We start from the raw sequence: 24,412 nt of genomic DNA, 5'->3' as shown, positions 1-24,412 counted from the left end.
GTGAAACATTCGAGATTTGATGTTGTAGTCATTGGCGCTGGACATGCCGGTACCGAAGCTGCCCATGCGGCAGCACGGATGGGTGCGAACACGGCGCTGGTTACTTTGTCCGAACAGGACATCGGTGTCATGTCCTGCAATCCTGCGATCGGAGGGCTAGGGAAAGGTCATCTGGTCCGTGAAATCGATGCAATGGACGGGGTCATGGGTCGTGTGGCGGATCGTGCCGGCATTCAGTTTCGTCTATTAAACCGACGTAAAGGACCAGCTGTTCAAGGCCCAAGGGCGCAAGCGGACCGTGCGCTTTATCGGACCGCGATGAAGGAAGAAACGAAAAAACAAGACAATTTGTCGGTGATCACTGGGGAAGTGGTCGATTTCCTAATGGATGGTGACTGCGTAATCGGTGTCAAACTAGCCGACGGTTCCGAGGTCCCAGCTCAGACAGTTGTTCTGACGTCGGGTACATTTCTGCGCGGTGTAATTCACATAGGAGACGTTACAAGGCCAGGTGGGCGCATGGGGGATCGTCCATCGGTTAGGTTGGCTGAGCGCCTTGACGCTTTTGAATTACCGACGGCACGGCTGAAAACAGGTACGCCACCGAGGTTGGACGGACGAACCATAAATTGGGATATACTTGAACGACAGGATGGCGATGCAGAGCCAACACTGTTTTCATTCATGTCCCAAGCGGTGACGGCGCCGCAAATCGCCTGTGGAATAACTCATACCAATGCTCAGACGCACGGAATAATCGAGAAAAATCTATCGCGATCAGCAATGTATGGAGGTCATATTGATGGTGTTGGTCCCAGATATTGCCCTTCAATCGAAGACAAAATCGTCCGATTTGCGGAAAAGGAGTCACACCAGATATTTCTGGAACCGGAAGGCGTGCGGGATCATACGGTGTACCCAAACGGGATTTCAACGTCTTTGCCCGAAGATGTACAAGTCGAATATGTCCAATCCATCATAGGATTGGAAAACGCGGTAATCTTACAACCCGGATACGCGATTGAATACGACTACGTTGACCCGCGCGTTCTATCTGCGTCTTTGTCTGTGCCCGATGTTCCTGGTCTATATCTTGCAGGGCAGATCAATGGGACCACAGGATATGAGGAAGCGGCCGCGCAAGGCCTCGTTGCAGGTTTGAATGCAGCTCTGGAAACACAGGGGCGTGCGCCAATACATTTTACACGCTCAGACAGCTATATTGGCGTAATGATTGACGATTTGACAACACGAGGCGTTGCCGAGCCTTATCGGATGTTCACATCCCGTGCAGAGTTTCGCCTATCACTTCGCGCTGACAACGCAGATCAAAGACTGACCCCGATTGGTGAGCAGTTGGGCTGTGTGGGTGAACTCCGCCGCAAGGTTTTTGCTGAGAAATCAGAAAAACTTGTAAAGGCAAAGAACAAACTGACAGAGACCACATATACGCCAAAGCAAATTCGCGAAGCTGGTATCAGCATAAATCAGGACGGAAACCGGCGCGATGGAATGGCGGTTCTTGCTTTTCCAGAAGTATCGTTTGAAGACATGGTTTTACTCGAACCCGATCTACAGAATACAGACGATGAAATTCGCCGTCAGGTCGAGCGCGATGCGTTGTATGCAAACTATATTGCGCGCCAACAACGGGATGTCGAAGCAATGAAGCGCGATGAGGCGCATGAAATTCCTCGGGATTTCAATTATTTTGCGCTTGATGGTCTGTCGAATGAAATGAAGCAAAAGCTATCGCAGGCGAAGCCTGCGAATATTGCGCAGGCGAGTCGGGTTGAAGGTGTCACGCCTGCGGCTTTAACCCTCGTCCTGGCGAAGCTCAGGCGCGATGTGAAAGCCAGAAAAGCATGAGTTATCAGAACGCCGTTTCTGCGGAGGCTCTGGATGTTTCACGTGAAACATTCGAACGCCTGGTGATCTATGTATCTCTGCTTGAAAAATGGAACCCAAAAATCAATCTGGTTTCAAGAAATAGTCTTGAAGAGATTTGGATTCGCCATATCAAAGATTCCATTCAAGTTTTTCAGAACGCAGATCGCGTAGATCATTGGGTGGATTTAGGCAGCGGAGGCGGCTTTCCTGGCATGGTCTGCGCAATCATGGCAATTGAATTTGCGCCTGAAACGCGTTTCACATTAGTCGAAAGCGACCAACGTAAATCCGCATTTCTTCGAAGTGTGACCAGAGAGAGTGGCGCCAATTGTTCCGTGATCTCTCGTCGAATTGAAGCCATTGATCCCTTGCATGCGGACGTGCTTTCAGCTCGGGCTCTGGCTGATCTGACCACTCTAATGTCATTTTGTGACAGGCATTTAAGTAAAAACGGTACAGCGTTGTTGCCAAAAGGCGCAACCTGGAAAAAAGAGCTGGAAGATGCGCGCAAAGAATGGAAATTCGAGGCTGAACCCATTAAGAGTTCAACAGAACCCCAAGCCGTTATCCTGAAAATCAAAGGAGTTGCACGTGGTTGATCTGTCTCGTCCTGCTGGGCCTCGGATTATCGCGGTTGCCAATCAAAAGGGCGGGGTCGGGAAAACCACTACAGCGATCAATCTGGCAGCCGGATTGGCCGAGGCCGGATGCAAGGTTCTTGTGGTCGATCTCGATCCTCAGGGAAATGCCTCTACGGGCCTAGGGGTCGAAGATCGCGACTGGACGACATATGATCTTCTTCTTGACGATGCACCATTGGAAGCTGTGGTGCAGGAGACCGAGATCGGTAATCTTTTTGTGGTTCCGGCGACCGTAGATCTCAGCTCGGCAGATATTGAGCTGATCTCGAATGAAAAGCGCAGTTATTTGCTGCATGACGCGCTTCGACAGACTGCAATTGATGCCTTCGATCTGGACTTTGTGCTGATTGATTGTCCGCCGTCCTTGAACCTGCTCACCGTAAACGCAATGGTAGCAGCGCATTCCGTCCTTGTTCCATTGCAAAGTGAGTTCTTTGCGCTGGAAGGGCTGTCACAATTGATGTTGACCATTCGCGAGGTTCGTCAGACCGCTAATCCTGACCTCAGAATCGAAGGTGTTGTGTTAACGATGTATGACAACCGCAACAACTTGTCCCGTCAGGTCGAAAAGGATGCGCGTGACAATCTGGGTGAGATGGTATTTAAAACCAAGATACCCAGAAATGTGCGGGTCAGCGAGGCACCATCTTACGCGCTTCCTGTGCTGCAATATGATTCGGGTTCGCTCGGGGCGATGGCGTACCGGTATCTCGCCCGAGAGGTTATGCACAAGAACAACAAGGTAGCCATTTAAGTGGCCGTGAGGAGGGCAACATGAATGCCAGGAAAGGAAAACCCCGAGGATTAGGTCGCGGGCTATCTGCGTTGATGGCTGATGTCGCACCAGAAGCTGACGGTCGGATTGTATCTGAACCCCGCCGTCCGGATCTCACGGTACCGATCGAAAAACTGCAGGCGAACCCAGATCAGCCGCGCCGCCGTTTCGCGCAAGAGCAATTGGATGAGCTTGCGGCCTCGGTCAAGGAAAAGGGTATTATCCAGCCGCTGATTGTCCGCAGCATCGATGGCGGCCAATACGAAATCGTTGCGGGTGAACGGCGCTGGCGTGCTGCGCAGATGGCGCAACTGCATGATATCCCAGTTATTGTTCGCGAATTTGATGACACCGAAGTGCTTGAGGTCGCGATTATCGAGAACATTCAGCGCGCAGATCTGAACGCGGTGGAAGAGGCGGCAGGCTTTAAGCAATTGATGGATCGCTTTGGTCACACGCAAGAAAAGCTGGCCGAAGCGCTTGGTAAAAGCAGAAGCCATATCGCTAATCTGCTGCGTCTTTTGTCACTGCCATTGGACGTGCAATCCCTTGTAATAGAAGGAAAACTATCCGCCGGTCATGCAAGGGCGTTAATCACGGCAGGAAACCCATCGGAGCTGGCGAAACAGGTGGTTCGTGAGGGCCTTTCGGTGCGTGCGACCGAGGCATTAGTGAAAAAGCAGCAAGGCGGGACGGATAAGCCGGCTCCGAAATCCAGAAATCTGAATGCTGGGAAGGACGCAGACACCCGAGCACTTGAAAAGGATTTGTCTGCGATTCTGGCGATGAAGGTGACGATCAACCATAAGGCCGGATCTGAATCCGGGCAGGTTGTGTTGGCTTATGAGAACCTGGATCAGTTGGATGATCTGTGCGCGAAGCTCAGCCGTTAGGTCGGGTCCAGATAAAGAGCATCACAGCGCTGAGCACAATGGCCTGAATGATCAGGACGTGAGAAGGAACCGACAGTAGAACCGATAAACCAAATACGGCGGCAACCGAAAGGGTGGCCGCCTTTTTTGCACCGGGTCTGATCGCGCCAGAGCTTTGCCAATCGACGATCATAGGGCCAAAGGTTCGATGGCTCAGCAACCAGTTATGTAGCCGTGACGATGAGCGGGCAAAAAAGAACGCGGCCAACAGAAGAAATGGCACCGTCGGCAGCAGCGGCAGAGCGACTCCGATCATGGCAAGCGCAACGCATAACAACCCCAATCCGGCCCAGAGAAATTGCATCTGTTACTCCAACAGCTCTCGGATTACCGCATTGAGCACGGCGCGCCCGTTTGAAGTGGCGCGCAATTGATTGCGATCAAGGGTTAGCATGCCCAGATCGATCAGTGAATCAAGTTTGTCATGCGAAAGTTCTTCACCTGCAAGCCGAGTATATCTGTCTATATTAAGGCCCTCGACCAAACGCAGACACATCATAAGGTATTCTGAAGCTTGTTCACGTTGGCTAAGCTCGAACCGATTGCTTTCGCCGTGCCCGTTGGAGGCAGCCTTCAGCCATTTGTTTGGTGAAAGATGAGTTTCCGTCGCGAATTTCCGGCGATCCAGGGTGATCCGACCGTGTGCGCCGGGTCCAATACCGATGTAGTCACCATAGCGCCAATAGATGAGGTTATGCCGTGATTCCGCTCCGGGCCGGGCGTGGTTTGAGATCTCATAGGCAGGCAGCCCATGCGCTTCGCAGATTTCCTGCGTCGCCAGATACATATCCGCAGCGTTGTCATCCTCCGGCAGACCGCGCAGCTTGCCCAGGGCATAGCGATCACCAAACGCTGTGCCTTCCTCAATGGTCAGTTGGTATAGCGACAGGTGATCAACTGCCATCGATAGGGCTTCGGTCAGCTCAGCACGCCAGGCGTCCAGAGTTTGATGCTGGCGGGCATAGATCAGATCAAAGCTCACACGGTCAAAGCAAGAGCGCGCGATATCGAAGGCAGCGCGAGCCTCGGCAACCGTGTGAATGCGCCCCAGACGACGCAGGTCATCGTCGTTCAAGGCCTGAACACCCATCGAGATGCGGTTCACGCCCGCATCATGATAGGCCGCGAACCGCCCGGCCTCGACCGAACCTGGATTGGCCTCAAGCGTGATTTCCATATCGTTGGCCGATCGCCAAAGGGCGCGGGCCTTGTCGATGATGGTGGCGACGGTCTCGGGGGCCATCAGTGATGGAGTTCCGCCGCCAAAGAAGATTGTGTTCAAAACCCGGTCAGGAGTTTCGATGGCCGAGCGGCTCAGTTCACTGAGATAACACTCAAGCCATTGTTTTTGATTAATATTCTTGGAAACGTGGCTGTTGAAATCGCAATAGGGGCACTTGGCCTCGCAAAAGGGCCAATGCACATAAAGGCCAAAGCCCCCGTTTCGCCAATCATCCGCCAAAGCAGCCTTTCACGAACATCTCCACCGCGCGCCCGCGATGGCTGATCTTGTTCTTTTCCCAGCGATCCATTTCGGCAAAGGTAATGTCGTGCCCCTCAGGGACAAACATCGGGTCATAGCCGAACCCGTCCTTGCCACGGATCGGCCAAGTCAGGTGACCGGGCGCGATGCCCTCGAACACTTCGTCATGCCCGTCGGGCCAGGCCAGAACCAGTGTGCAGCGAAACTGGGCCATACGCGGGTGGGGGGCGTCTTTCGCCTCTAGCTCATTATGGGCGCGAGTCATCGCCATCAGGAAATCGCGGCCACTGCCGGTTTCGGCCCAATCGGCGGTGTAAACACCGGGTGCTCCATCCAATGCATCGATGGTGATCCCGGAATCGTCCGACAAGGCAGGTAGGCCGGTCGCCTTTGCAGCTGCGTGGGCTTTGATCCGGGCGTTACCGACGAAAGTGTCCTCGGTCTCTTCCGGCTCTGGCAGGTTCATTTCGCCCGCGCCGACAACCGTTACGCCAAAGGGCTCAAGCAGATGCGCCATCTCCTCGAGCTTGCCTTTGTTGTGGGTGGCGACCAGCAGTCGATCACCTTCGAACCTGCGAGTCATGCGGTTGCAGCTTTCTGGGCAGCAGCAAGTTCACCCACGCCTTTCTCGGCCAGATCCATCAGTTGATCCATTTGCGCGCGGCTGAAAACGGATCCTTCGGCGCTCATCTGCACTTCGATCAGCTTGCCCGAGCCGGTCATGATGAAATTGCCGTCAACGCCAGCTTCGCTATCTTCGGGATAGTCCAGATCTAGCACGGGCTGACCGGCATAAATTCCGCATGAAACGGCGGCAACAGGGTCTAATAAAGGGTCAGAGATCACATCGCCTGTTTTCATCAGCTTGTTCACGGCCAGACGCAGCGCCACCCAACCGCCAGTGATCGAGGCACAGCGGGTGCCGCCGTCGGCTTGAATGACATCGCAGTCAACAGTGATCTGCCGTTCTCCCAAGGCAACCCGGTCCACACCGGCGCGCAAGGCGCGGCCGATAAGGCGCTGGATTTCCACGGTGCGTCCGCCTTGCTTGCCGCTGGCAGCCTCGCGCCGCATCCGCGTATTGGTCGCACGGGGCAGCATGCCATATTCAGCGGTGACCCAGCCCAGGCCCGAGCCTTTGATGAACGGTGGCACGCGATCCTCGATTGTGGCGGTGCATAGCACATGGGTGTCGCCCATCTTGATCAGGCAAGAGCCTTCGGCATGTTTGGTGAACCCCGTTTCAATTGAAACGGCGCGCATTTCGTTTAGATCACGTCCTGAGGGTCGCATGAGAAATCCTTTATCTGCTGGGTTGGGGATACCGTCCTGCGGCGTTACGATGCAAGCCCGATTGACCTTTCATTTGCCTGCGATTTAATGACGATCCAGCAGAGGGCCGCCGATGAGCGAAGCAAGCAAAATTCTGGACGAGATGAATGACCGGTCGCGTGAGGTGTTCCGGTTGATTGTCGAAAGCTATCTGGAAAGCGGTGAACCCGTGGGCAGCCGGACTCTGACGCGCACATTGTCCGAGAAAGTCAGTGCTGCGACCGTACGCAATGTGATGCAGGATCTTGAATTTCTGGGTTTGCTCGACAGTCCGCATGTCAGCGCTGGTCGAATTCCAACACAGCAGGGGCTGCGCATGTTCGTGGACGGATTGCTGGAAATGGGCGATTTGGGTGCGGATGATCGGCAGAAGCTGGACGAAACACTAGGCTCTAACGCGGGCGATGTAGGGGGTATGCTCGATCGCGTGGGCTCGGCTTTGTCACACGTGACACAAGGGGCTTCGCTGGTTCTGACGCCAAAGCATGAGGCCGAGATCAAGCATATCGAGTTCGTCTCGCTTGGTCATGACCGGGCCTTGGTGGTTTTAGTGTTTTCGGACGGGCAGGTGGAAAACCGGCTGTTTACACCTCCGCCTGGCCAAACACCCAGTTCGATGCGCGAGGCAGCCAATTTTCTGAATGCACTCATCGAAGGTCGAACGCTTGGCGAAGTGCGGCGGCAGATGCTGTCACAGATCGACGCGCGGAAACAGGAAATCGATGTTCTGGCGCGTGAGATGGTCGAGAGCGGCATTGCCGCTTGGGACGGGGACGGCGGCGACTCGGCCCGGCTGATCGTGCGCGGGCGTGCGAATCTGTTAAATGAGCCGGGTCAGGCAGAAGAGCTTGATCGAATCCGCACCCTGTTTGACGACCTTGAACGCAAACGCGATATCGCCGAATTCCTTGAATTGACCGAAGAAGGCGAAGGTGTGCGCATTTTTATTGGCTCTGAGAACAAACTTTTCTCACTTTCGGGTTCCTCTTTGGTGGTGTCTCCATATATGAACGCTGATCGTAAGATAATCGGTGCGGTTGGGGTCATTGGACCCACACGTCTGAATTACGGGCGAATCGTACCAATTGTGGATTATACGGCGCAACTGGTCGGCAAGCTGATTTCCGACCGGAGCTAGAGGGTAAGAGATGGCAGAGCCCAAGAACGAAGATTTTCTGGACGACATCATGTCCGCCGAGGCGGAAGAGTTTGCCGAAGATTTTGCTGAGATCAGCGATGAGGCGCTTGAGGTCGATCAACTGCGTGCTGAGCGCGATGATTACAAAGACAAGTTCATGCGTGCGCTGGCCGATGCCGAAAATGCGCGCAAGCGTGGCGACAAGGCGCGTCGGGATGCGGAACAGTATGGCGGGTCAAAACTGGCCCGCGACATGCTTCCGGTTTACGACAATATGAAACGCGCGCTTGAGGCCGCGACGGATGAGCAGAAAGAGGTTGCCGCCGGCTTGCTGGAAGGTGTCGAGTTGACCATGCGCGCGCTGAAGGATGTGTTCCAGAAGCATGGGATTGAGGTGATTACGCCTCAGGTCGGGGACAGGTTCGACCCGAATGTGCATGAGGCGATGTTCGAGGCCCCTGTGCCCGGAACCAAGGCCGGCGACATCATTCAGGTGTCGGCAGAAGGCTTCATGCTGCACGACAGGTTGTTGCGACCGGCGCAGGTTGGGGTGTCGTCAACGCCCGCAAGCTGAACAGTTCCTGGGTCAACCGGGTTCGAGGCGGTCAGGATCTGGCCGCCTCTTTCAGTTTGTAGATCAAGTCCAAGGCTTCGCGGGGGCTGAGTTCATCTGGAAGGATGGTTTCCAGCATATCAGCAACGGGCGAGGTTTTTGGCGCAGGGGGAGGCGGCGGCGCAGCTGAAAACAGGGGCAGATCGTCGATCAGTGCTTTCTGCTTACCGCCTTCACGTTCGGTTTTTTCTAATTGATCCAACACGATACGGGCGCGGTCCACGACCGAGGCGGGCAAGCCAGCCAATTGTGCAACCTGGACGCCGTAAGACCGATCGGCAGCGCCTTTATGTACCTCATGCAGAAAGATGACTTCACCCTGCCATTCTTTGACTGCAACGGTCGCGTTTTCTACACCGTTCAGACTTCCAGCGAGTGCAGTTAATTCGTGGTAGTGGGTGGCGAACAATGCGCGGCATTGGTTTGCCGCGTGTAGGTGTTCCAGTGTGGCCCAGGCAATGGAAAGGCCGTCGTAGGTCGCGGTGCCTCGGCCGATCTCATCAAGGATTACGAGCGCGCGGTCGTCGGCCTGATTCAGGATGGCTGCGGTTTCGACCATTTCGACCATAAAGGTCGAGCGGCCGCGCGCCAGATCGTCTGACGCTCCGACGCGGCTGAACAATTGACTGACTAATCCGATTTGCGCCCGTTCCGCCGGAACATAGCTGCCCATCTGCGCCAGTAGGGCGATCAGCGCATTCTGGCGCAGGAAGGTTGATTTACCGGCCATGTTTGGGCCGGTGAGCAACCAAATTGCAGCGCCTGCATCGGCGCTCAGATCGCAGTCGTTGGCGATGAAAGCATCGCCGCTTTGCTGCCTCAGGGCATGCTCGACCACCGGGTGACGGCCTCCTTTGATGTCGAATGCGCGTGACCCGTCGACCTTTGGACGGCACCAGCTTTCGCCGCGAGCCAGATCGGCGAGTGCAGTGGTCAAATCCAACTCAGCCAGTCCGCGCGCGGCCTGATTCAATCGGGCGGCAAGATCCAGAACAGCCCCAGAAAGCCTTTGATAGAGCCGTTTTTCGATCTCTAACGCGAGATTTCCGGCATTCAGAATCCTTGTTTCGATCTCGGACAGCTCCACCGTGGTGAAGCGCACCTGATTGGCGGTGGTTTGGCGGTGGATATAAGTCTCGCTAAATGGCGGGTTCAACATTTTCTCGGCATGGGTTGCCGTGGTCTCGATGAAGTAGCCAAGCACATTGTTGTGTTTGATCTTCAGTGACGTGATGCCGGTATGCTCGGCGTATTTCTGTTGGAAACCTGCGATGACCGAACGGCCTTCGTCACGCAAGGTACGCGCTTCATCCAATTCGGCACCAAACCCGGGGGCGATAAAGCCGCCATCGCGGGCCAGCAAGGGTGGATCAGCAACCAATGCTTCGTCCAGCAAAGCCAACAGATCGTCAAATCCGACAAGGTTCTGGACGGCAGTGGCCAGCAGAACAGGCAGATCCTGTGAGGCACAGGTTTCGGCAATTGTTGCGGCTTGTTCCAATCCATTGCGGATAGCGGCCAGATCACGCGGGCCGCCCCGGTCCAGCGAAAGCCGGGACAGGGCACGATCCAGATCAGGTGTTTTGCGCAAAGCTTCGCGCAGATCCGAGGCGATCAGGCTATCTTCGACCGCTAAAGATACCGCGTCGAGTCGGGCGTGGATCACATCCAGATTACGCGAGGGGCTGGACAGTCGCTGTTCCAGAAGTCTTGCGCCACCTGGCGTTACTGTTCTGTCGACCACGGACAGCAGCGACCCGGCGCGCCCACCAGACAGCGACCGGGTCAGTTCCAGATTGCGTCGCGTTGCGGCGTCGATCTGAACCACGCGATCCTCGGATTCCTTCAGGGGAGTTTGCAGTAGTGGCAGTTTGCCCTTTTGCGTGATCTCCAGATAATCGATCAGCGCGCCCATGGCCGAAACCTCGGCACGCCCGAAGTTCCCGAATGCATCCAGAGCGCCGACGTGAAACAACCCGCAGATGCGTTTCTCGGCTGCAGCGCTGTCAAAACTGGCGCGTCCAACAGGGGTGAGCGATATGCCAAGGTCCATGACGGTTTCATGCAGCTTTTCCTCGGACCCATCGGCCACGATCAGCTCAGATGGGGCCAGCCGAGCGAGTTCAGGGCTCAACCGGATTGACGTCAGCGGCATCACGTGAAACGCACCGGTTGAGATATCGGCCCAGGCCAGTGCGGCTTCGTCCCGAACCTCGGCATAGGCGGCCAGAAAGTTGTGCCGCCGCGCCTCTAGCAGGGCATCTTCGGTCAGTGTGCCGGGCGTCACCAGACGCACAACACCGCGCTTTACCACCGATTTAGAGCCTCTTTTCTTGGCTTCCGCCGGGCTTTCCATCTGCTCGCAGACCGCGACGCGGAACCCTTTTCGGATCAGGGTCAGCAAGTAGCCCTCGGCAGAATGCACCGGCACGCCGCACATCGGGATATCGTCGCCATTGTGTTTGCCGCGCTTGGTCAGCGCGATATCCAGCGCCTCAGCCGCGTTCACCGCATCCTCGAAGAACATCTCGTAGAAGTCACCCATGCGATAAAACAGCAGGGCATCTACATGAGCCTCTTTGATCTCAAGGTACTGCGCCATCATCGGCGTGACTGTGGACAAATTCGGCCCCCTTCTGGCGTGTTCCGGGCGCGACCTTACAAATCCCGCATCTTCAGTAAAAGGTGAAAACTCATTCTCGTTGAGGCGCGGCCCCGCCTGCGTTATGAGGCAAAAGCCCCAAAGTCATGGAAACGACCTGTAAGATGCCCAAAGCGAAGATCACCAAAGAAGAGGCGCTGGCCTTTCACCTAGACCCGACCCCCGGCAAGTGGGAGGTGCAGGCCACCGTACCCATGACCACGCAGCGCGATCTTTCGCTAGCTTACAGCCCTGGCGTTGCGGTTCCCTGTGAAGCCATCGCTGAAGCACCAGAGACCGCATATGATTATACCAACAAGGGCAATCTGGTTGCCGTGATCTCGAACGGTACCGCCGTTCTGGGCCTTGGAAATCTGGGTGCGCTGGGCTCAAAACCGGTGATGGAAGGCAAATCGGTCCTGTTCAAGCGGTTCGCTGATGTGAACTCGATCGATATCGAGCTGGATACCGAAGACCCTGACGAGTTCTGTCGCGCTGTGCGCCTGATGGGTCCGACCTTTGGCGGTATCAATCTGGAAGATATCAAAGCACCTGAATGTTTCATCATCGAACAACGCCTGAAGGAAGAGATGGATATCCCGGTCTTCCACGATGACCAGCATGGCACAGCAGTGATTTGTGCGGCGGGCCTGCTTAACGCGTTGCATATCTCGGGCAAAAAGATCGAAGATGTGAAAATCGTCCTGAACGGGGCAGGCGCTGCAGGAATTGCATGTATCGAACTGCTCAAGGCCATGGGTGCACGGCATGAGAATTGCATCGTCTGCGACACCAAAGGCGTGATTTATCAGGGCCGGACCGAGGGTATGAACCAGTGGAAGTCGGCCCATGCCATCACGACTGATCTTCGCACTTTGGAAGAGGCCATGAAGGATGCGGATGTATTTCTGGGCGTATCGGTCAAAGGGGCGGTGACACAAGACATGGTCGCCAGCATGGCTGACAATCCGGTGATTTTCGCCATGGCGAACCCTGACCCGGAAATCACCCCGGAAGAGGCGCACGAGGTGCGCGTTGATGCGATCGTCGCGACGGGCCGTAGCGATTATCCGAATCAGGTGAATAACGTTCTGGGTTTTCCTTACCTGTTCCGCGGTGCGCTGGATATTCATGCCCGTGCGATCAATGACGAGATGAAAATCGCCTGCGCTCATGCTCTGGCGCGATTGGCACGTGAAGATGTTCCGGATGAGGTTGCCATGGCCTATGGCAAGTCGCTGACTTTTGGGCGCGACTACATCATTCCAACGCCTTTTGATCCGCGCCTGATCCACCGTATCCCGCCTGCGGTTGCCAAGGCTGGTATGGATACCGGCGCGGCGCGACGTCCGATCATCGATATGGACGCTTATGAGCTGAGCCTGAAATCCCGCATGGACCCGACCGCAAGCATCTTGCGCGGCTTGAACGCGCGGGCGCGTCAGGCGCAAAGCCGGATGATCTTTGCCGAGGGCGACGATCCGCGCGTCTTGCGTGCTGCGGTCATGTATCAGCGTTCTGGCTTCGGCAAGGCGCTGGTCGTGGGCCGGCCAGACGACGTGAAGGAAAAGCTCGAATCCGCAGGTCTTGGGGACGCGGTGCGTGAAATTGATGTGGTGAACGCCGCCAATACCGCGCATCTCGAGGCCTATAAGGATTTTCTGTATCAGCGCCTGCAGCGTAAGGGCTTTGATCACAAAGATATTCACCGCCTCGCTGCACGGGACCGACATGTGTTTTCGTCTCTGATGCTTGCGCATGGTCATGCGGATGGTCTGGTGACCGGGGCCACACGCAAGTCGGCGCACGTGCTGGACCGTATCAACCATGTGTTTGACGCCGATGCCGCCCATGGCGCGGCTGGGGTTACCGCGTTGCTGCACAAGGGACGGATTGTTCTGATTGGAGACACTTTGGTGCATGAATGGCCTGATGAGAACGATTTGGCCAATATCGCTGAACGCGCCGCAGCCGTGGCGCGCCACATGGGGCTAGAGCCTCGGGCGGCGTTTGTCAGTTTCTCGACCTTCGGTTACCCGGTGTCTGAACGTGCTGAGAAGATGCACCGTGCCCCGGCGGTGCTGGATGAGCGCGGCGTCGATTTCGAGTACGAAGGCGAGATGACGGTTGATGTGGCCCTGAATGTGGATCAGCAGGAAGCCTATCCGTTCCAACGACTGACCGGACCAGCCAATATCCTGATTGTTCCTGCACGACACTCGGCCTCGATTTCGACCAAACTGATGCAGGAAATGGGCGGCGCCACCGTGATCGGCCCGATCCTGTCCGGCGTCGACAAGCCGATCCAGATCTGTTCGACGGTCTCGACCGCAAATGACATTCTGAACATGGCCATCCTGGCCTCCTGCGATATCGGGTAAATCATGACAATCTGGAACCTTGGCTCAATCAACGCGGATATGGTCTATGCCCTGCCGCATTTGCCCGAAGCGGGTGAGACACTGGCGGCCAGTGGGCTACAGAGGTTTCTTGGTGGCAAGGGCGCCAACATGTCTGTGGCGTCTGCACGAGCCGGATCGCGGGTATCCCATATCGGCGCGGTGGGCTCGGATGGCCTTTGGGCGCGGGATCGGTTGACCGAGTATGGCGTTGACACGCGGCATATTGCCGAGGTGGATGTGCCGACCGGTCACGCCATCATCGCAGTAGATGCTCAGGGTGAAAACCTGATCGTTCTGTATCAAGGCGCCAACCATGCCATCTCGAACCACAAACTTGGGCAGGCGTTGTCCTCGGCGGTTTCAGGTGATCTGCTGGTGATGCAGAACGAAACCAATGCGCAGATTGAGGCCGCTAAACTAGGTTGCGAAATGGGGCTGACTGTCTGCTACGCCGCCGCCCCATTTCAGGCAGACGCAGTGCAAGCGGTTTTACCGTATCTGGATTTTCTGATCCTCAACGAAGTCGAGGCCGAGCAATTGCAGGATGCAACGGGTCTCGCCCCTTCAGACCTGCCGGTCGAACATGTGATCGTCACCTTTGGCTCAAAAGGTGCGCGCTATTATCAGCAAGATCATCAACCCCAAGCGTTTCAGGCCCATAAGGTCAACGCTGTGGATACCACCGGGGCAGGTGACACATTCACCGGCTATGTGTTGGCTGGAATGGACCGGGGTATGCCGATGGCGCAGGCGATTGCCCAAGCAAACCGCGCCGCAGCCCTGATGGTCACGCGGCACGGCACTGCAGATGTCATTCCTGATCTGAAAGAGGTGCGCGAAGCGCAGTTTGACTAGGACCCTGCAAAGGGCGCTTCGTTGCCCCACAATTGTTTGACCCGCGCATCGCGACCGCAGGCTTCGCGGTAGGCCTTATAGGCGTTCTTTTGGCGCTTGGGGCCAAAGCGGGTCAGTACCAGCTTGCTACCCTTGTAATAATCCTGGTGATACGCCTCGGCTGGATAAAACGTTCCGGCTTGCAGGATCGGCGTGACCACAGTCTGCCCCAGCGCGTTTTGTGCGCTGGTCTTGGCTTGCTGTGCCTGCGCCTTTTCCCCCTTGTTAGAGACGAAAATTGCTGTGCGATAGCTGTCGCCGCGATCGCAGAACTGGCCACCCGCATCCGTGGGATCGACTGAGCGGAAGAACATGTTCAGCAAGGTTGCACGGGAAACGCGGGCGGGATCGAAGGTGATCTGGACCGCCTCGTAATGCCCTGTTCCGCCTTTCGAGACCTGATCATAGGTGGGACTATCCGTCTTGCCACCGGTATAGCCCGAGACCGCGCCGATCACGCCGGGCACGGACTCGAAATCGGATTCCACGCACCAGAAACAGCCACCGGCGACTGTTAGCGTTTCAGTGCCAGCGGCCGGAGCAGGTAAGGCGCGCAGCATTGCTGCCAACAAGATTAGCACGAACAGAAGTGAAGGTTTCAGGCAATCAAGGTAAGTGATCCGGGTCATGGCAGGTCTCCTTCCGAAACCAAGCTGCCCGCAGATTTTTGCGCTTGCAATGCGCTGACATGATTTGTCACGCGCTGGTGAGACGAGTTTATCAGCCCAGCAGATGCCCCAGCTTCATCGCAACACCCATGTTGCCCGAGATTTTCAGCTTGCCCAGCGCAACCCCAGTCATTGGGTTCAGCTTACCGGTCAGCAACTTAGAGAGGTTCTCGCGCGAGATGCGGATGGTGCAGTCTGTGTCCCGATCCTGGGTTGAGGCAGTATTCTCCGCCAGAACGATCACGCCCTCGTCGCCACAATCGAACTTAAGCGATCCGTCAAAGTTTTTGCCGTTCAAACCCTTTTGAATTCCGTCGGCGATGTCTTGCAGCATTATCCGTCCTTCCCTGATTGACGTATGCGTAAAGACAATCGCCTGATCCGGGCAAGCCCGACCCGACGGAAACCCGGCAAAGAAAAACCCCGGTGCCTGATCAGACACCGGGGCCAGATCTAAAATTCTAAACGTTTACTTGCTCAGCCGTTTGTCACGCGCGGCCAGAAGCTTCAGGCGCAGTGCGTTCAACTGGATGAAGCCTGCCGCATCTTTCTGGTCATATGCACCGGCGTCTTCCTCAAAGGTCACGTGCGCCTCGGAGTACAGCGAATGATCCGACCAGCGGCCCACGGTTGAGGCAAGACCTTTGTACAGTTTCACCCGAACGGTGCCGGTGACATGCTCTTGCGACTTGTCGATGGCTGCCTGCAGCATCTCACGCTCGGGGCTGTACCAGAAGCCGTTATAGATCAGCTCGGCATATTGCGGCATCAGCTGGTCTTTCAGATGCATCGCGCCGCGGTCCATGGTGATGGACTCGATGCCACGATGTGCTTCCAGCAGGATGGTGCCGCCGGGAGTTTCGTAGATGCCGCGCGATTTCATGCCCACGAACCGGCCTTCAACCAGGTCCAAACGACCGATGCCGTGCTTGCCGCCATATTCGTTCAGCTTGGTCAGGATGGTCGCGGGGCTCATCGCCTCGCCATTGATGCTGACCGCATCGCCTTTTTCAAAACCGATCTCGATAAATTCCGGCTCGTTCGGCGCATCCTCGGGGTGGACGGTGCGCTGATAGACATAGTCGGGTGCCATATCGGCGGGGTCTTCCAGAACTTTTCCCTCGGACGAGGTGTGCAGCAGGTTGGCATCGACCGAGAACGGGGCCTCACCACGCTTGTCCTTGGCGATCGGGATCTGGTTCGCCTCGGCAAATTCCAACAGCTTGGTACGGCTGGTCAGGTCCCACTCACGCCACGGAGCGATCACCTTGATTTCGGGATTCAGTGCGTAAGCAGCCAGTTCAAAACGAACCTGATCGTTGCCCTTGCCAGTCGCGCCGTGGGCCACAGCGTCAGCACCGGTCGCCTCGGCGATCTCGACCAGACGTTTCGAGATCAGAGGCCGTGCGATCGAGGTGCCCAGCAGGTACAGCCCTTCGTACTGTGCATTGGCGCGGAACATCGGGAAGACAAAGTCGCGAACGAATTCCTCGCGAATATCTTCGATATAGATGTTCTCGGGCTTGATCCCCAGCAGCTCGGCTTTCTTGCGGGCGGGCTCCAGCTCCTCGCCCTGACCCAGATCGGCGGTGAAGGTTACGACCTCACAACCATACTCGGTCTGCAGCCATTTCAGAATGATCGAGGTATCAAGGCCACCGGAATAGGCCAGAACAACTTTCTTGGGCGCGGACATCTGACTTCCCTTTATGCGTAGAACGACTGGCCCCTAACGGGTTTTGGGCGTGGGGGCAAGCTGTGTGGATTGACGCAGCCCGGGAATTGGGGTGAAACGGGCGGATGGAGAACAAGGATTGGTTGAGAGGGCGGTATTTATGCTGGGATTAGAGATTTTCGTGCATTCGGTAAGGATGGTTCTTAGGAACCTGACGCAGGCGCTACAGATTTCAGTCGTACCGGCGCTCATTGGCGGCTTTTTAGCCATCGGCCTGTTCTTCCTGTTTGGCATCCCTTTCGAAGAATTCAACAGTGAAACCAATGGCTTCCCTGAAGGCGTAACGGCCGCGTCCTTCACCGGATTTCTGCTCTGCCTTATGGCCGTTGTCTTTGGGGTCATGCTGTGGATTGTCGTGTCGTGGCACCGTTTTGTTCTACTTGAGGAATATCCAAGCGGTTTGGTTCCGCCTTTCAGGTTCGACCGTGTGCTCGCCTATTTCGGACGCCTTCTGATGCTCGGCCTAATCGCTCTTATCATCATGATACCGGGAGCGCTGATCATGGGCATGATGGCGCAATCCTCTGTGGCGCTGGGAATTCTGGTTTGGCTGGGTTTGATCATCATTCTCACGATCGGATTCTATCGGGCCTCCCCGATTTTACCCGGCGCAGCGATCGGAAAACCAATAAAGCTGTCTGAAGCGTGGCAAGCAACCTCGGGCGCAAGCGGAGCCATCGCACTTCTGGTCGTCTTATCCATCCTCTTCCAAATATTGCTTCAGCTACTGGCGTCTTTGCTGCTTTTCGTCCCGATCATCGGTGTCTTGATTGTCTTGTTTGCGAGCATGCTGATCGTCCCATTGATCAATGTCAGTATCTTGACGACGATCTATGGTGTGTTCATCGAAAAACGCGAGCTGGCCTAAGCCCGTACACATATGTATTCCTTGCCCTTTCGACGATGATGGGGCAGGGAATCCAACATGACTGATTTCACGACCCGCGCCCGCGTTGCCGAAAAGGCAATGCGCTCAGTGTTTCCGGCAACTCCGTTGCAGCGGAACGCCCATCTGTCCGACCGTTACGGCGCGGATATCTGGCTCAAGCGCGAAGACCTCAGCCCGGTGCGGTCGTATAAAATCCGCGGTGCGTTCAATGCGATGCGCAAGCAGCAGGGGCAGGACCTTTTCGTCTGCGCCAGCGCTGGCAACCATGCGCAGGGCGTGGCCTATATGTGTAAGCATCTGGGTGTGCGGGGTGTGATCTTCATGCCGGTGACCACGCCGCAGCAGAAGATCCAGAAGACGCGCATTTTCGGCGGCGACAATATCGAGGTTCACCTGATCGGTGACTATTTCGATGACACGCTGGCTGCGGCGCAAAGCTGGTGCGCAGAACAGGGCGGATATTTCCTGTCTCCGTTCGATGATGCGGATGTGATCGAGGGGCAGGCCTCATTGGCGGTTGAGATCGAAGAGCAATTGGGCCGAGTGCCCGATCATGTAATTCTGCCGGTTGGCGGCGGCGGTATGTCTTCGGGGGTGGCGACCTGGTTCGGGGACCGGGCGCATTGCCTGTTCGTGGAACCGGCCGGCGGGGCGTGTTTGCGCGCGGCGCTGGCAGCGGGGCACCCGGTGGCGCTGGATCATGTGGATACATTTGTCGATGGCGCAGCAGTAGGCCGGATTGGTGAGAAACCGTTTGAATTGCTGAAATCGCGGCATCTGTCGGATGTGCTGACTTTGTCCGAAGACCGCATCTGTACCACCATGATCGAGATGCTGAATGTCGAGGGCATAGTTCTGGAACCTGCCGGTGCGTTGGCGGTTGAGGCTGTGGGTGACGTGCAAAGCTTTGTGCGTGGCAAGACGGTGGTCTGTGTCACCTCGGGCGGGAACTTCGATTTCGAGCGTTTACCAGAGGTCAAAGAGCGTGCGCAGCGTTATTCCGGGGTCAAGAAATACTTCATCTTACGCCTGCCGCAGCGTCCTGGCGCTTTGAAAGAATTTCTGGGTATTCTGGGGCCCGAAGACGATATCGCACGGTTCGAATACATGAAGAAATCGGCGCGCAATTTTGGTTCGGTGCTAATCGGGATCGAAACCCGCAAGCCCGAGAATTTCATGCGCCTGTTTGCGCATCTGGATGAAGCCGGGTTTACTTATACGGATATCACCGAAGACGAGACGCTGGCACAGTTTGTGATCTAGCGCAGGTTTTCGGCCAGACCGGCCTGAAACAGTTTTTTCGACTCGTCGTAGGCCGCGATAATCGCCAGCAAATCAACGGCGGCGCTTTCACCTGCGGCTGCGCGTCGCTCACCGTCCTGGCACAGTTTCGAGAAACTATCAAAGCCAAGACTCAGCGCGCTGCCCTTCAGGAAATGTAGGTTCTGTTCGATCTCGGAGGGGGCAGTGTCATCGCGTAGCTTAGTGATAACTTCCTGAACCTCGTCCAAAAAGATTTCGACAACCTCGGTGAACTCGTCTGCGCCGACTTCATCACGTAACTGTCTGACTCTGGACCACTGAATCATGCCACCCTCTTGCGGTTGCATATTGTTAGACCGTCGCGGGTAAAGATGGGGTTAAATCGCGGCCATTTGGTTTTTCATAGGATGTTAAGCTGAGAGGCATAGCGTTGCGACAACTGGAGAGTTGAGCAAGTACAGGGACTTCATGGTGCCGGATGCCAGTCAAGTAGAGGCCCGGGTCGAGCTGGATTTTGGCGCGATCCGCAAGGTTCTTGTTGTGGACGACAGCCGTCTGCAGCGGCGCATTCTGGTGGCCTCGCTAAAAAAGTGGGGATTCGAGGTTCTTGAAGCCGACAGTGGTGAAGCCGCGATAGAGCTTTGCACCTCGGACCCGCCTGATCTTGTTCTAAGCGACTGGGTCATGCCAGGTATGGGCGGGCTTGAGTTTTGTCGCGCCTTCCGAGAGCTGGACAGTGAGCAATATAGCTATTTCATTCTTCTGACCTCAAAAAGCGAAAAGCAGGAGGTCGCGCGCGGTTTGGACGCTGGGGCAGACGATTTTCTGATCAAGCCGCTTGAGGCTGATGAGCTGCGTGCGCGCATATCGGCCGGGGCGCGTATTCTTGACATGCAACGCGAATTGTCCCGAAAAAACCAATTGATCGAAACAGCGCTGAACGAACTGAAGCTTGCCCATGATGCGATCGATAAAGATCTGATGCAGGCCCGAAAGATTCAGGACTCGCTGGTGCCCGAATTGAAGGGAACCTTTGGCAACTCACAGGTCAGCCTGCTTCTGAAACCTTGCGGTCATATCGGCGGTGATCTGGTGGGGATGTTCTCGCCCGGTGTCAATCGGCTGGGGTTTTACAGCATCGATGTCTCCGGCCACGGGATCACCTCTGCGATGATGACGGCACGGCTGGGCGGGTATCTGTCCAGCACGCATTTCGATCAGAACATCGCGATGGAGCGTCGTTTCAATAAATTCTACGCCCTTCTGCCACCCGAAGAGGTCGCGTCGTTGCTCAACTCGCGTCTGATCGCCGATGCCGGGATCGAAGAGTATTTCACCATGGTCTATGCCATCATCGATCTGCGCAACGGACATCTGAAAATGGTGCAGGCCGGACACCCGCATCCGCTGTTGTTGCGCCGTGATGGTAAAACCGAGTTTCTGGGCGAAGGCGGGTTGCCCATTGGTTTGCTGCCTGAGGCGCAGTTTCAGCAGACGGAAACCTATATGCAACCGGGCGACAAGCTGCTCTTGCATTCGGACGGGTTCACCGAATGCCAGCTCGCCGACGGCAGTTTGCTGGATGATGACGGGTTGAAGGCGATGGCTGTTGAATGCGCCGCCGATCACGGTGGACCGGAATTTCTGGATGACATGTTCTGGCGTCTTACACAGGTGATGTCACCGGACAGCGGAATTGCGGATGATGTCTCTGCAGTGTTTCTTGAATATAACGGACCTTAAAGCCCATGCAGGTGGCGCTGGGCGAAATGGGCGTCGCCCTCGTTGCCCAACAGATGAACGGCATCTGCGGTCTCCATCCAAATGGCCTCATGAATGTCTTCGGTCGGAGGGCCTAGGCGTCTGACCGGGTGGGCGCGGTAAATCAGGCAGACCTTCTCGGCCCACAGATCGTATTCCGGCATGTAGGTATATCGACGAAACGCACCCACTCTCCGGGGCGCGGCGATCAGCCAGCCGGTTTCTTCGTAAACCTCACGGTGAAGCGCTGTAATCGGTGATTCCCCCGGATCGATGCCGCCGCCCGGCAGCTGCAGATCGGGTCCGGGTTCCAGCTGACAGGTCAGCAGCAATCGGTTGCCTTGTGGCAATAGGGCATAAACGCCGACCCGCCGGGTGTATTTTCGCTCTGCCTCGGGGCTTTCACCGAACCGTCTGATCATGTAAGGCCCCTTTCAACCCAAACTGTTCAACCTATATGGTGGCGGTATGCCAACCTGTGGCGCTTAAGGAAACCCCATGTCTATTGGAACCAAAATCGCGTGGGACGATACCGTCCTGCCCTTTCAACTCGATATACCCGACATGCGAGGCCGCGTGGCCCGGCTGGACGGCGTGTTGGGCGGCATCTTGAAACAGCACGACTACCCGGAGGTGGTCGAGGCGCTGGTGGCCGAGATGGCCCTGCTGACTGCATTGATAGGGCAAACGGTATCGCTGCGCTGGAAGCTGTCTCTGCAGGTGCAATCCAAGGGCGCGGTGCGGATGATCGCAACCGATTATTATGCGCCACAGGTCGAGGGCGAACCCGCGCAGATCCGCGCATATGCGAGCTTTGACCGCGACCGGCTGACCGAAGCGGCCCCTTTCGACCAGGTGGGTGACGGGTACTTCGCCATCATGATTGACCAAGGTGAAGGTACACAGCCTTATCAGGGCATCACCCCACTGGCCGGGGGATCACTGAGCGCGTGTGCGGAAGCCTATTTCGCGCAGTCCGAACAGCTGCCGACCCGGTTTTCGTTGAGCTTCGGCAAATCGACTGAGCCCGGTGTCGGTGAACACTGGCGCGCTGGCGGGATCATGCTGCAGCACATGCCCAAAGCCTCGCCCTTTGCCGCTTCCGGGGAGGGCAGCGGAGAGATCCTGTCTGCCTCGGATCTGGTGGATGGTGAAGAGGGCGAGAACTGGGATCGCGTCAACATCCTGCTCGATACCGTGGATGATCTGGAGATGATCGGGCCATCCGTTGCGCCAACCGACCTTCTGGTGCGCCTGTTTCACGAGGAACAACCTCGCGTCTATGATGCGCAGCAGGTAAAATTCGGCTGCACCTGTTCCGAAGATCGCGTGCGCCAAAGCCTGTCGATCTATTCGGCGCAGGATATTGCGACAATGACCACGGACGAAGGCACCGTCACAGCAGACTGCCAATTCTGCGGTGCGCACTATGTGCTGGACCCTGCGACCGTCGGGTTCGAGGCCGAAGGCCCGGATGGCGCGTGATCTGATCACAGACCTGACCGAGGCGCTGAGCCGTGATGGGTCCGGGTCCAGTGACTTTGATCTGAACCCGGAAACGGTGCTGCCGGCGGGGCGCAAACTGCGCCCTGCGGGCGTGTTAGTGCCTGTTTCTGTGACCAGAGACGCACCGCGATTGATCCTGACCAAACGCTCTTCGGCGTTGAAACACCATCCGGGCCAGATCGCCTTTCCGGGTGGAAAACAGGATGAGGGCGACATCGACGTTACTGCGACAGCTTTGCGCGAAGCACAGGAAGAAATTGGTCTTCCGCCAGAACTACCCAGTATTCTGGGTCATCTGCCGACTCATGAAACCGTGACGTCCTTTTCGGTCACGCCGGTTGTTGCGATCCTTGAAGCCAGTTTTGAACCAGTCGCCGAACCGGGCGAGGTGGATGAGATCTTCTTCGTTCCGCTTGCGCATGTCCTGAACCCAGAGAATTATGTCGTCGAGTCGCGCCGTTGGCGTGGACAAAGACGGTATTACTATGCTGTGCCCTATGGCCCCTATTATATCTGGGGTGCGACGGCACGGATGCTGCGGGGATTGGCAGCGCGGATGAGTGAATGAAGCGGATCACAGAAGATTGGTTAACCGACCAAGCCACGCAGGATGTATGCACCGCCCTGACCAACGGCGGGGCGCAGGCGCTATTCGTTGGTGGTTGTGTGCGCAATGCTCTGCTGCAGGCGCCGGTTTCTGACATTGATATCGCCACAGACGCTGAGCCGGAACACGTCGTGGAACTGGCGCAGAAAGCTGGGCTGAAGCCGATACCAACAGGGATAGACCATGGCACCGTGACGATTGTCAGCAAAGGTATCCCGCACGAGGTCACGACGTTTCGCCGTGACGTCGAAACGGATGGTCGGCGTGCTGTCGTCGCCTTTTCCGACAAGGTCGAAGAAGACGCCGCGCGTCGTGATTTCACCATGAACGCGCTTTATGCCAAACCTGACGGCACAATCCTTGATCCGCTGAACGGTTTGCCGGATCTACAGGCGCGTCGCGTACGGTTCATCGGGGAGGCCAGTGATCGCATCCAAGAAGACTACCTAAGGTCGCTCAGATATTTCAGGTTTCATGCTTGGTACGGGGATGTGGATGGTGGCTTTGACCCCGCTGCACTGGATGCAATAGCTGCAAATTTGGACGGGTTAGAGACACTTTCGCGCGAACGGGTCGGGGCAGAGATGCTTAAACTGCTCGCTGCGCCTGACCCCGCGCCGTCGGTTGCCGCCATGCGCGTCACTGGCGTTTTGGCGCAGCTCTTACCCGGGGCTGATGACCGGGCACTGCCGATCCTGATTCAGCTGGAACAAGACGCCCATGCAGCGCCCGAAGCGATTCGTCGTTTGGCCGCGATTGCATCGCCCGAAGTGGCCAAAACCCTGCGTCTTAGCCGCGCGCAACTGCAGCGTCTGGCTCGGATGCGCGACGAAGCGATGGCGACGACCAGTGTCGCAGAATTGGGTTATCGCTATGGGTCGGAAGGCGGATTGCACGAGACACTTTTGCGTCATGCATTTCTTGAACAGCCTTGGTCCGAAGACCTGAACCGAGCTTTGCAAAAAGGGTCCGCGGCCAGTTTCCCGATCAAGGCGGCGGATTTGATCCCCGCCTTCTCGGGCCCCGCGCTGGGCGCAAAACTGGCCGAGCTTGAGGCGCGTTGGATCGCGTCGGATTTCGCGCTTAGCCGCGAAGAATTGCTTGCCGACTGATTTGAAGTCTCAAAAAGGGATGACAAACCCGAATTGATTTGGCAGGGTGCGCCTGACTCATATGGAGGGAGGAATGCGAATGTATTACGGGATCTGGTTCGGCTAAAGCCCGGAACACTTTGACCCGTAG

The 24,412-nt window shown here is 56.4% G+C and carries 24 protein-coding genes; 14 read left to right on the top strand and 10 right to left on the bottom strand.

The features are described from left to right. Genes mnmG through ACR0AY_RS18835 form a run of 4 tightly spaced genes read left to right on the top strand, consistent with a single transcriptional unit; the run spans position 1 to position 4,199 of the window. Entirely contained in the window at positions 1-1,869 is a 1,869-nt protein-coding gene (gene mnmG / locus ACR0AY_RS18850) for a tRNA uridine-5-carboxymethylaminomethyl(34) synthesis enzyme MnmG (protein WP_170515510.1), read from the top strand. Then, entirely contained in the window at positions 1,866-2,489 is a 624-nt protein-coding gene (gene rsmG / locus ACR0AY_RS18845; protein ID WP_170515507.1) for a 16S rRNA (guanine(527)-N(7))-methyltransferase RsmG, read from the top strand. The genes mnmG and rsmG overlap by 4 nt, the downstream gene beginning before the upstream one ends. Next, entirely contained in the window at positions 2,482-3,285 is an 804-nt protein-coding gene (locus tag ACR0AY_RS18840; RefSeq protein ID WP_170408801.1) for an AAA family ATPase, read from the top strand. The genes rsmG and ACR0AY_RS18840 overlap by 8 nt, the downstream gene beginning before the upstream one ends. 20 nt (positions 3,286-3,305) lie before the next feature. Beyond that, positions 3,306-4,199, top strand: a complete 894-nt coding sequence (locus tag ACR0AY_RS18835) for a ParB/RepB/Spo0J family partition protein (protein ID WP_170515504.1) — start codon at positions 3,306-3,308, stop codon at positions 4,197-4,199. Here the strand turns inward: ACR0AY_RS18835 and ACR0AY_RS18830 are convergent. Genes ACR0AY_RS18830 through rph form a run of 4 tightly spaced genes read right to left on the bottom strand, consistent with a single transcriptional unit; the run spans position 4,189 to position 7,014 of the window. Then, a complete protein-coding gene (locus ACR0AY_RS18830; protein WP_170408799.1) occupies positions 4,189-4,542 on the bottom strand; it encodes a YbaN family protein in 354 nt (117 codons plus the stop codon). The genes ACR0AY_RS18835 and ACR0AY_RS18830 overlap by 11 nt on opposite strands. Positions 4,543-4,545: 3 nt before the next feature. Continuing rightward, positions 4,546-5,700 (bottom strand): radical SAM family heme chaperone HemW, encoded by a 1,155-nt coding sequence (gene hemW, locus ACR0AY_RS18825; protein WP_170515501.1) that lies wholly within the window; start codon positions 5,698-5,700, stop codon positions 4,546-4,548. Next, a complete protein-coding gene (rdgB, locus tag ACR0AY_RS18820) occupies positions 5,690-6,304 on the bottom strand; it encodes an RdgB/HAM1 family non-canonical purine NTP pyrophosphatase (RefSeq protein ID WP_170515499.1) in 615 nt (204 codons plus the stop codon). The genes hemW and rdgB overlap by 11 nt, the downstream gene beginning before the upstream one ends. Then, positions 6,301-7,014 (bottom strand): ribonuclease PH, encoded by a 714-nt coding sequence (gene rph, locus ACR0AY_RS18815; RefSeq protein WP_170399411.1) that lies wholly within the window; start codon positions 7,012-7,014, stop codon positions 6,301-6,303. Before rph ends, rdgB begins: the two co-directional genes overlap by 4 nt. Positions 7,015-7,126: 112 nt before the next feature. Here rph and hrcA point away from each other — a divergent pair, with 112 nt between their 5' ends. Further along, positions 7,127-8,191, top strand: a complete 1,065-nt coding sequence (gene hrcA / locus ACR0AY_RS18810; protein WP_170515497.1) for a heat-inducible transcriptional repressor HrcA — start codon at positions 7,127-7,129, stop codon at positions 8,189-8,191. Positions 8,192-8,201: 10 nt separating this feature from the next. Then, entirely contained in the window at positions 8,202-8,765 is a 564-nt protein-coding gene (locus tag ACR0AY_RS18805; RefSeq protein WP_170399405.1) for a nucleotide exchange factor GrpE, read from the top strand. A gap of 31 nt (positions 8,766-8,796) precedes the next feature. Here ACR0AY_RS18805 and mutS read toward each other — a convergent pair whose 3' ends face one another. Then, on the bottom strand, positions 8,797-11,409 hold the full coding sequence (gene mutS, locus ACR0AY_RS18800; RefSeq protein WP_170515570.1) for a DNA mismatch repair protein MutS: 2,613 nt from the start codon (positions 11,407-11,409) through the stop codon (positions 8,797-8,799). A gap of 161 nt (positions 11,410-11,570) precedes the next feature. Here mutS and ACR0AY_RS18795 point away from each other — a divergent pair, with 161 nt between their 5' ends. Then, positions 11,571-13,826 (top strand): NADP-dependent malic enzyme, encoded by a 2,256-nt coding sequence (locus tag ACR0AY_RS18795; protein WP_170466734.1) that lies wholly within the window; start codon positions 11,571-11,573, stop codon positions 13,824-13,826. Between the two features lie 3 nt (positions 13,827-13,829). Beyond that, on the top strand, positions 13,830-14,702 hold the full coding sequence (locus ACR0AY_RS18790; RefSeq protein WP_170515491.1) for a ribokinase: 873 nt from the start codon (positions 13,830-13,832) through the stop codon (positions 14,700-14,702). On the opposite strand, the gene msrA is transcribed toward ACR0AY_RS18790, so the two are convergent. From msrA to ACR0AY_RS18775, 3 genes are all read right to left on the bottom strand, one after another. Next, a complete protein-coding gene (gene msrA, locus ACR0AY_RS18785) occupies positions 14,699-15,370 on the bottom strand; it encodes a peptide-methionine (S)-S-oxide reductase MsrA (RefSeq protein WP_170399396.1) in 672 nt (223 codons plus the stop codon). The two genes, ACR0AY_RS18790 and msrA, sit on opposite strands and share 4 nt — an antisense overlap. A gap of 91 nt (positions 15,371-15,461) precedes the next feature. Next, positions 15,462-15,743, bottom strand: a complete 282-nt coding sequence (locus ACR0AY_RS18780; RefSeq protein WP_170515488.1) for an SCP2 sterol-binding domain-containing protein — start codon at positions 15,741-15,743, stop codon at positions 15,462-15,464. Between the two features lie 135 nt (positions 15,744-15,878). Then, complete coding sequence (locus ACR0AY_RS18775) at positions 15,879-17,105, bottom strand: argininosuccinate synthase (RefSeq protein ID WP_170426327.1); 1,227 nt, start codon at positions 17,103-17,105, stop codon at positions 15,879-15,881. Between the two features lie 139 nt (positions 17,106-17,244). Between ACR0AY_RS18775 and ACR0AY_RS18770 the strand changes: the two genes are divergently transcribed. Further along, positions 17,245-18,012, top strand: a complete 768-nt coding sequence (locus ACR0AY_RS18770; RefSeq protein ID WP_170408791.1) for a hypothetical protein — start codon at positions 17,245-17,247, stop codon at positions 18,010-18,012. A gap of 57 nt (positions 18,013-18,069) precedes the next feature. Beyond that, positions 18,070-19,296: a threonine ammonia-lyase IlvA gene (gene ilvA / locus ACR0AY_RS18765; RefSeq protein ID WP_480454501.1), complete on the top strand. Its 1,227-nt coding sequence runs from the start codon at positions 18,070-18,072 to the stop codon at positions 19,294-19,296. On the opposite strand, the gene ACR0AY_RS18760 is transcribed toward ilvA, so the two are convergent. Beyond that, positions 19,293-19,622 (bottom strand): Hpt domain-containing protein, encoded by a 330-nt coding sequence (locus tag ACR0AY_RS18760; RefSeq protein WP_170515482.1) that lies wholly within the window; start codon positions 19,620-19,622, stop codon positions 19,293-19,295. The genes ilvA and ACR0AY_RS18760 overlap by 4 nt on opposite strands. Before the next feature lie 142 nt (positions 19,623-19,764). On the opposite strand from ACR0AY_RS18760, the gene ACR0AY_RS18755 reads away from it, so the two are divergent. Beyond that, positions 19,765-21,039 carry a SpoIIE family protein phosphatase gene (locus ACR0AY_RS18755; protein ID WP_170515567.1) on the top strand — a complete coding sequence of 425 codons (1,275 nt, stop codon included), beginning with the start codon at positions 19,765-19,767 and terminating at the stop codon, positions 21,037-21,039. On the opposite strand, the gene ACR0AY_RS18750 is transcribed toward ACR0AY_RS18755, so the two are convergent. Further along, entirely contained in the window at positions 21,036-21,479 is a 444-nt protein-coding gene (locus ACR0AY_RS18750) for an NUDIX hydrolase (RefSeq protein WP_170426319.1), read from the bottom strand. The genes ACR0AY_RS18755 and ACR0AY_RS18750 overlap by 4 nt on opposite strands. 76 nt (positions 21,480-21,555) lie before the next feature. Here ACR0AY_RS18750 and hslO point away from each other — a divergent pair, with 76 nt between their 5' ends. From hslO to ACR0AY_RS18735, 3 genes are read left to right on the top strand one after another with little or no spacing between them, the layout of a single operon-like run. After that, a complete protein-coding gene (gene hslO / locus ACR0AY_RS18745; protein ID WP_170515479.1) occupies positions 21,556-22,542 on the top strand; it encodes an Hsp33 family molecular chaperone HslO in 987 nt (328 codons plus the stop codon). Further along, complete coding sequence (locus tag ACR0AY_RS18740; protein ID WP_170515475.1) at positions 22,532-23,131, top strand: CoA pyrophosphatase; 600 nt, start codon at positions 22,532-22,534, stop codon at positions 23,129-23,131. Before hslO ends, ACR0AY_RS18740 begins: the two co-directional genes overlap by 11 nt. Continuing rightward, positions 23,128-24,282 carry a CCA tRNA nucleotidyltransferase gene (locus ACR0AY_RS18735; protein WP_170515472.1) on the top strand — a complete coding sequence of 385 codons (1,155 nt, stop codon included), beginning with the start codon at positions 23,128-23,130 and terminating at the stop codon, positions 24,280-24,282. Before ACR0AY_RS18740 ends, ACR0AY_RS18735 begins: the two co-directional genes overlap by 4 nt. The last annotated feature ends 130 nt before the right edge of the window (positions 24,283-24,412 follow it).

Source organism: Ruegeria sp. A5, assembly GCF_056543005.1.
Note: the sequence above shows the minus strand (reverse complement) of the source record. Positions and strands in the feature narration are given on the sequence as shown.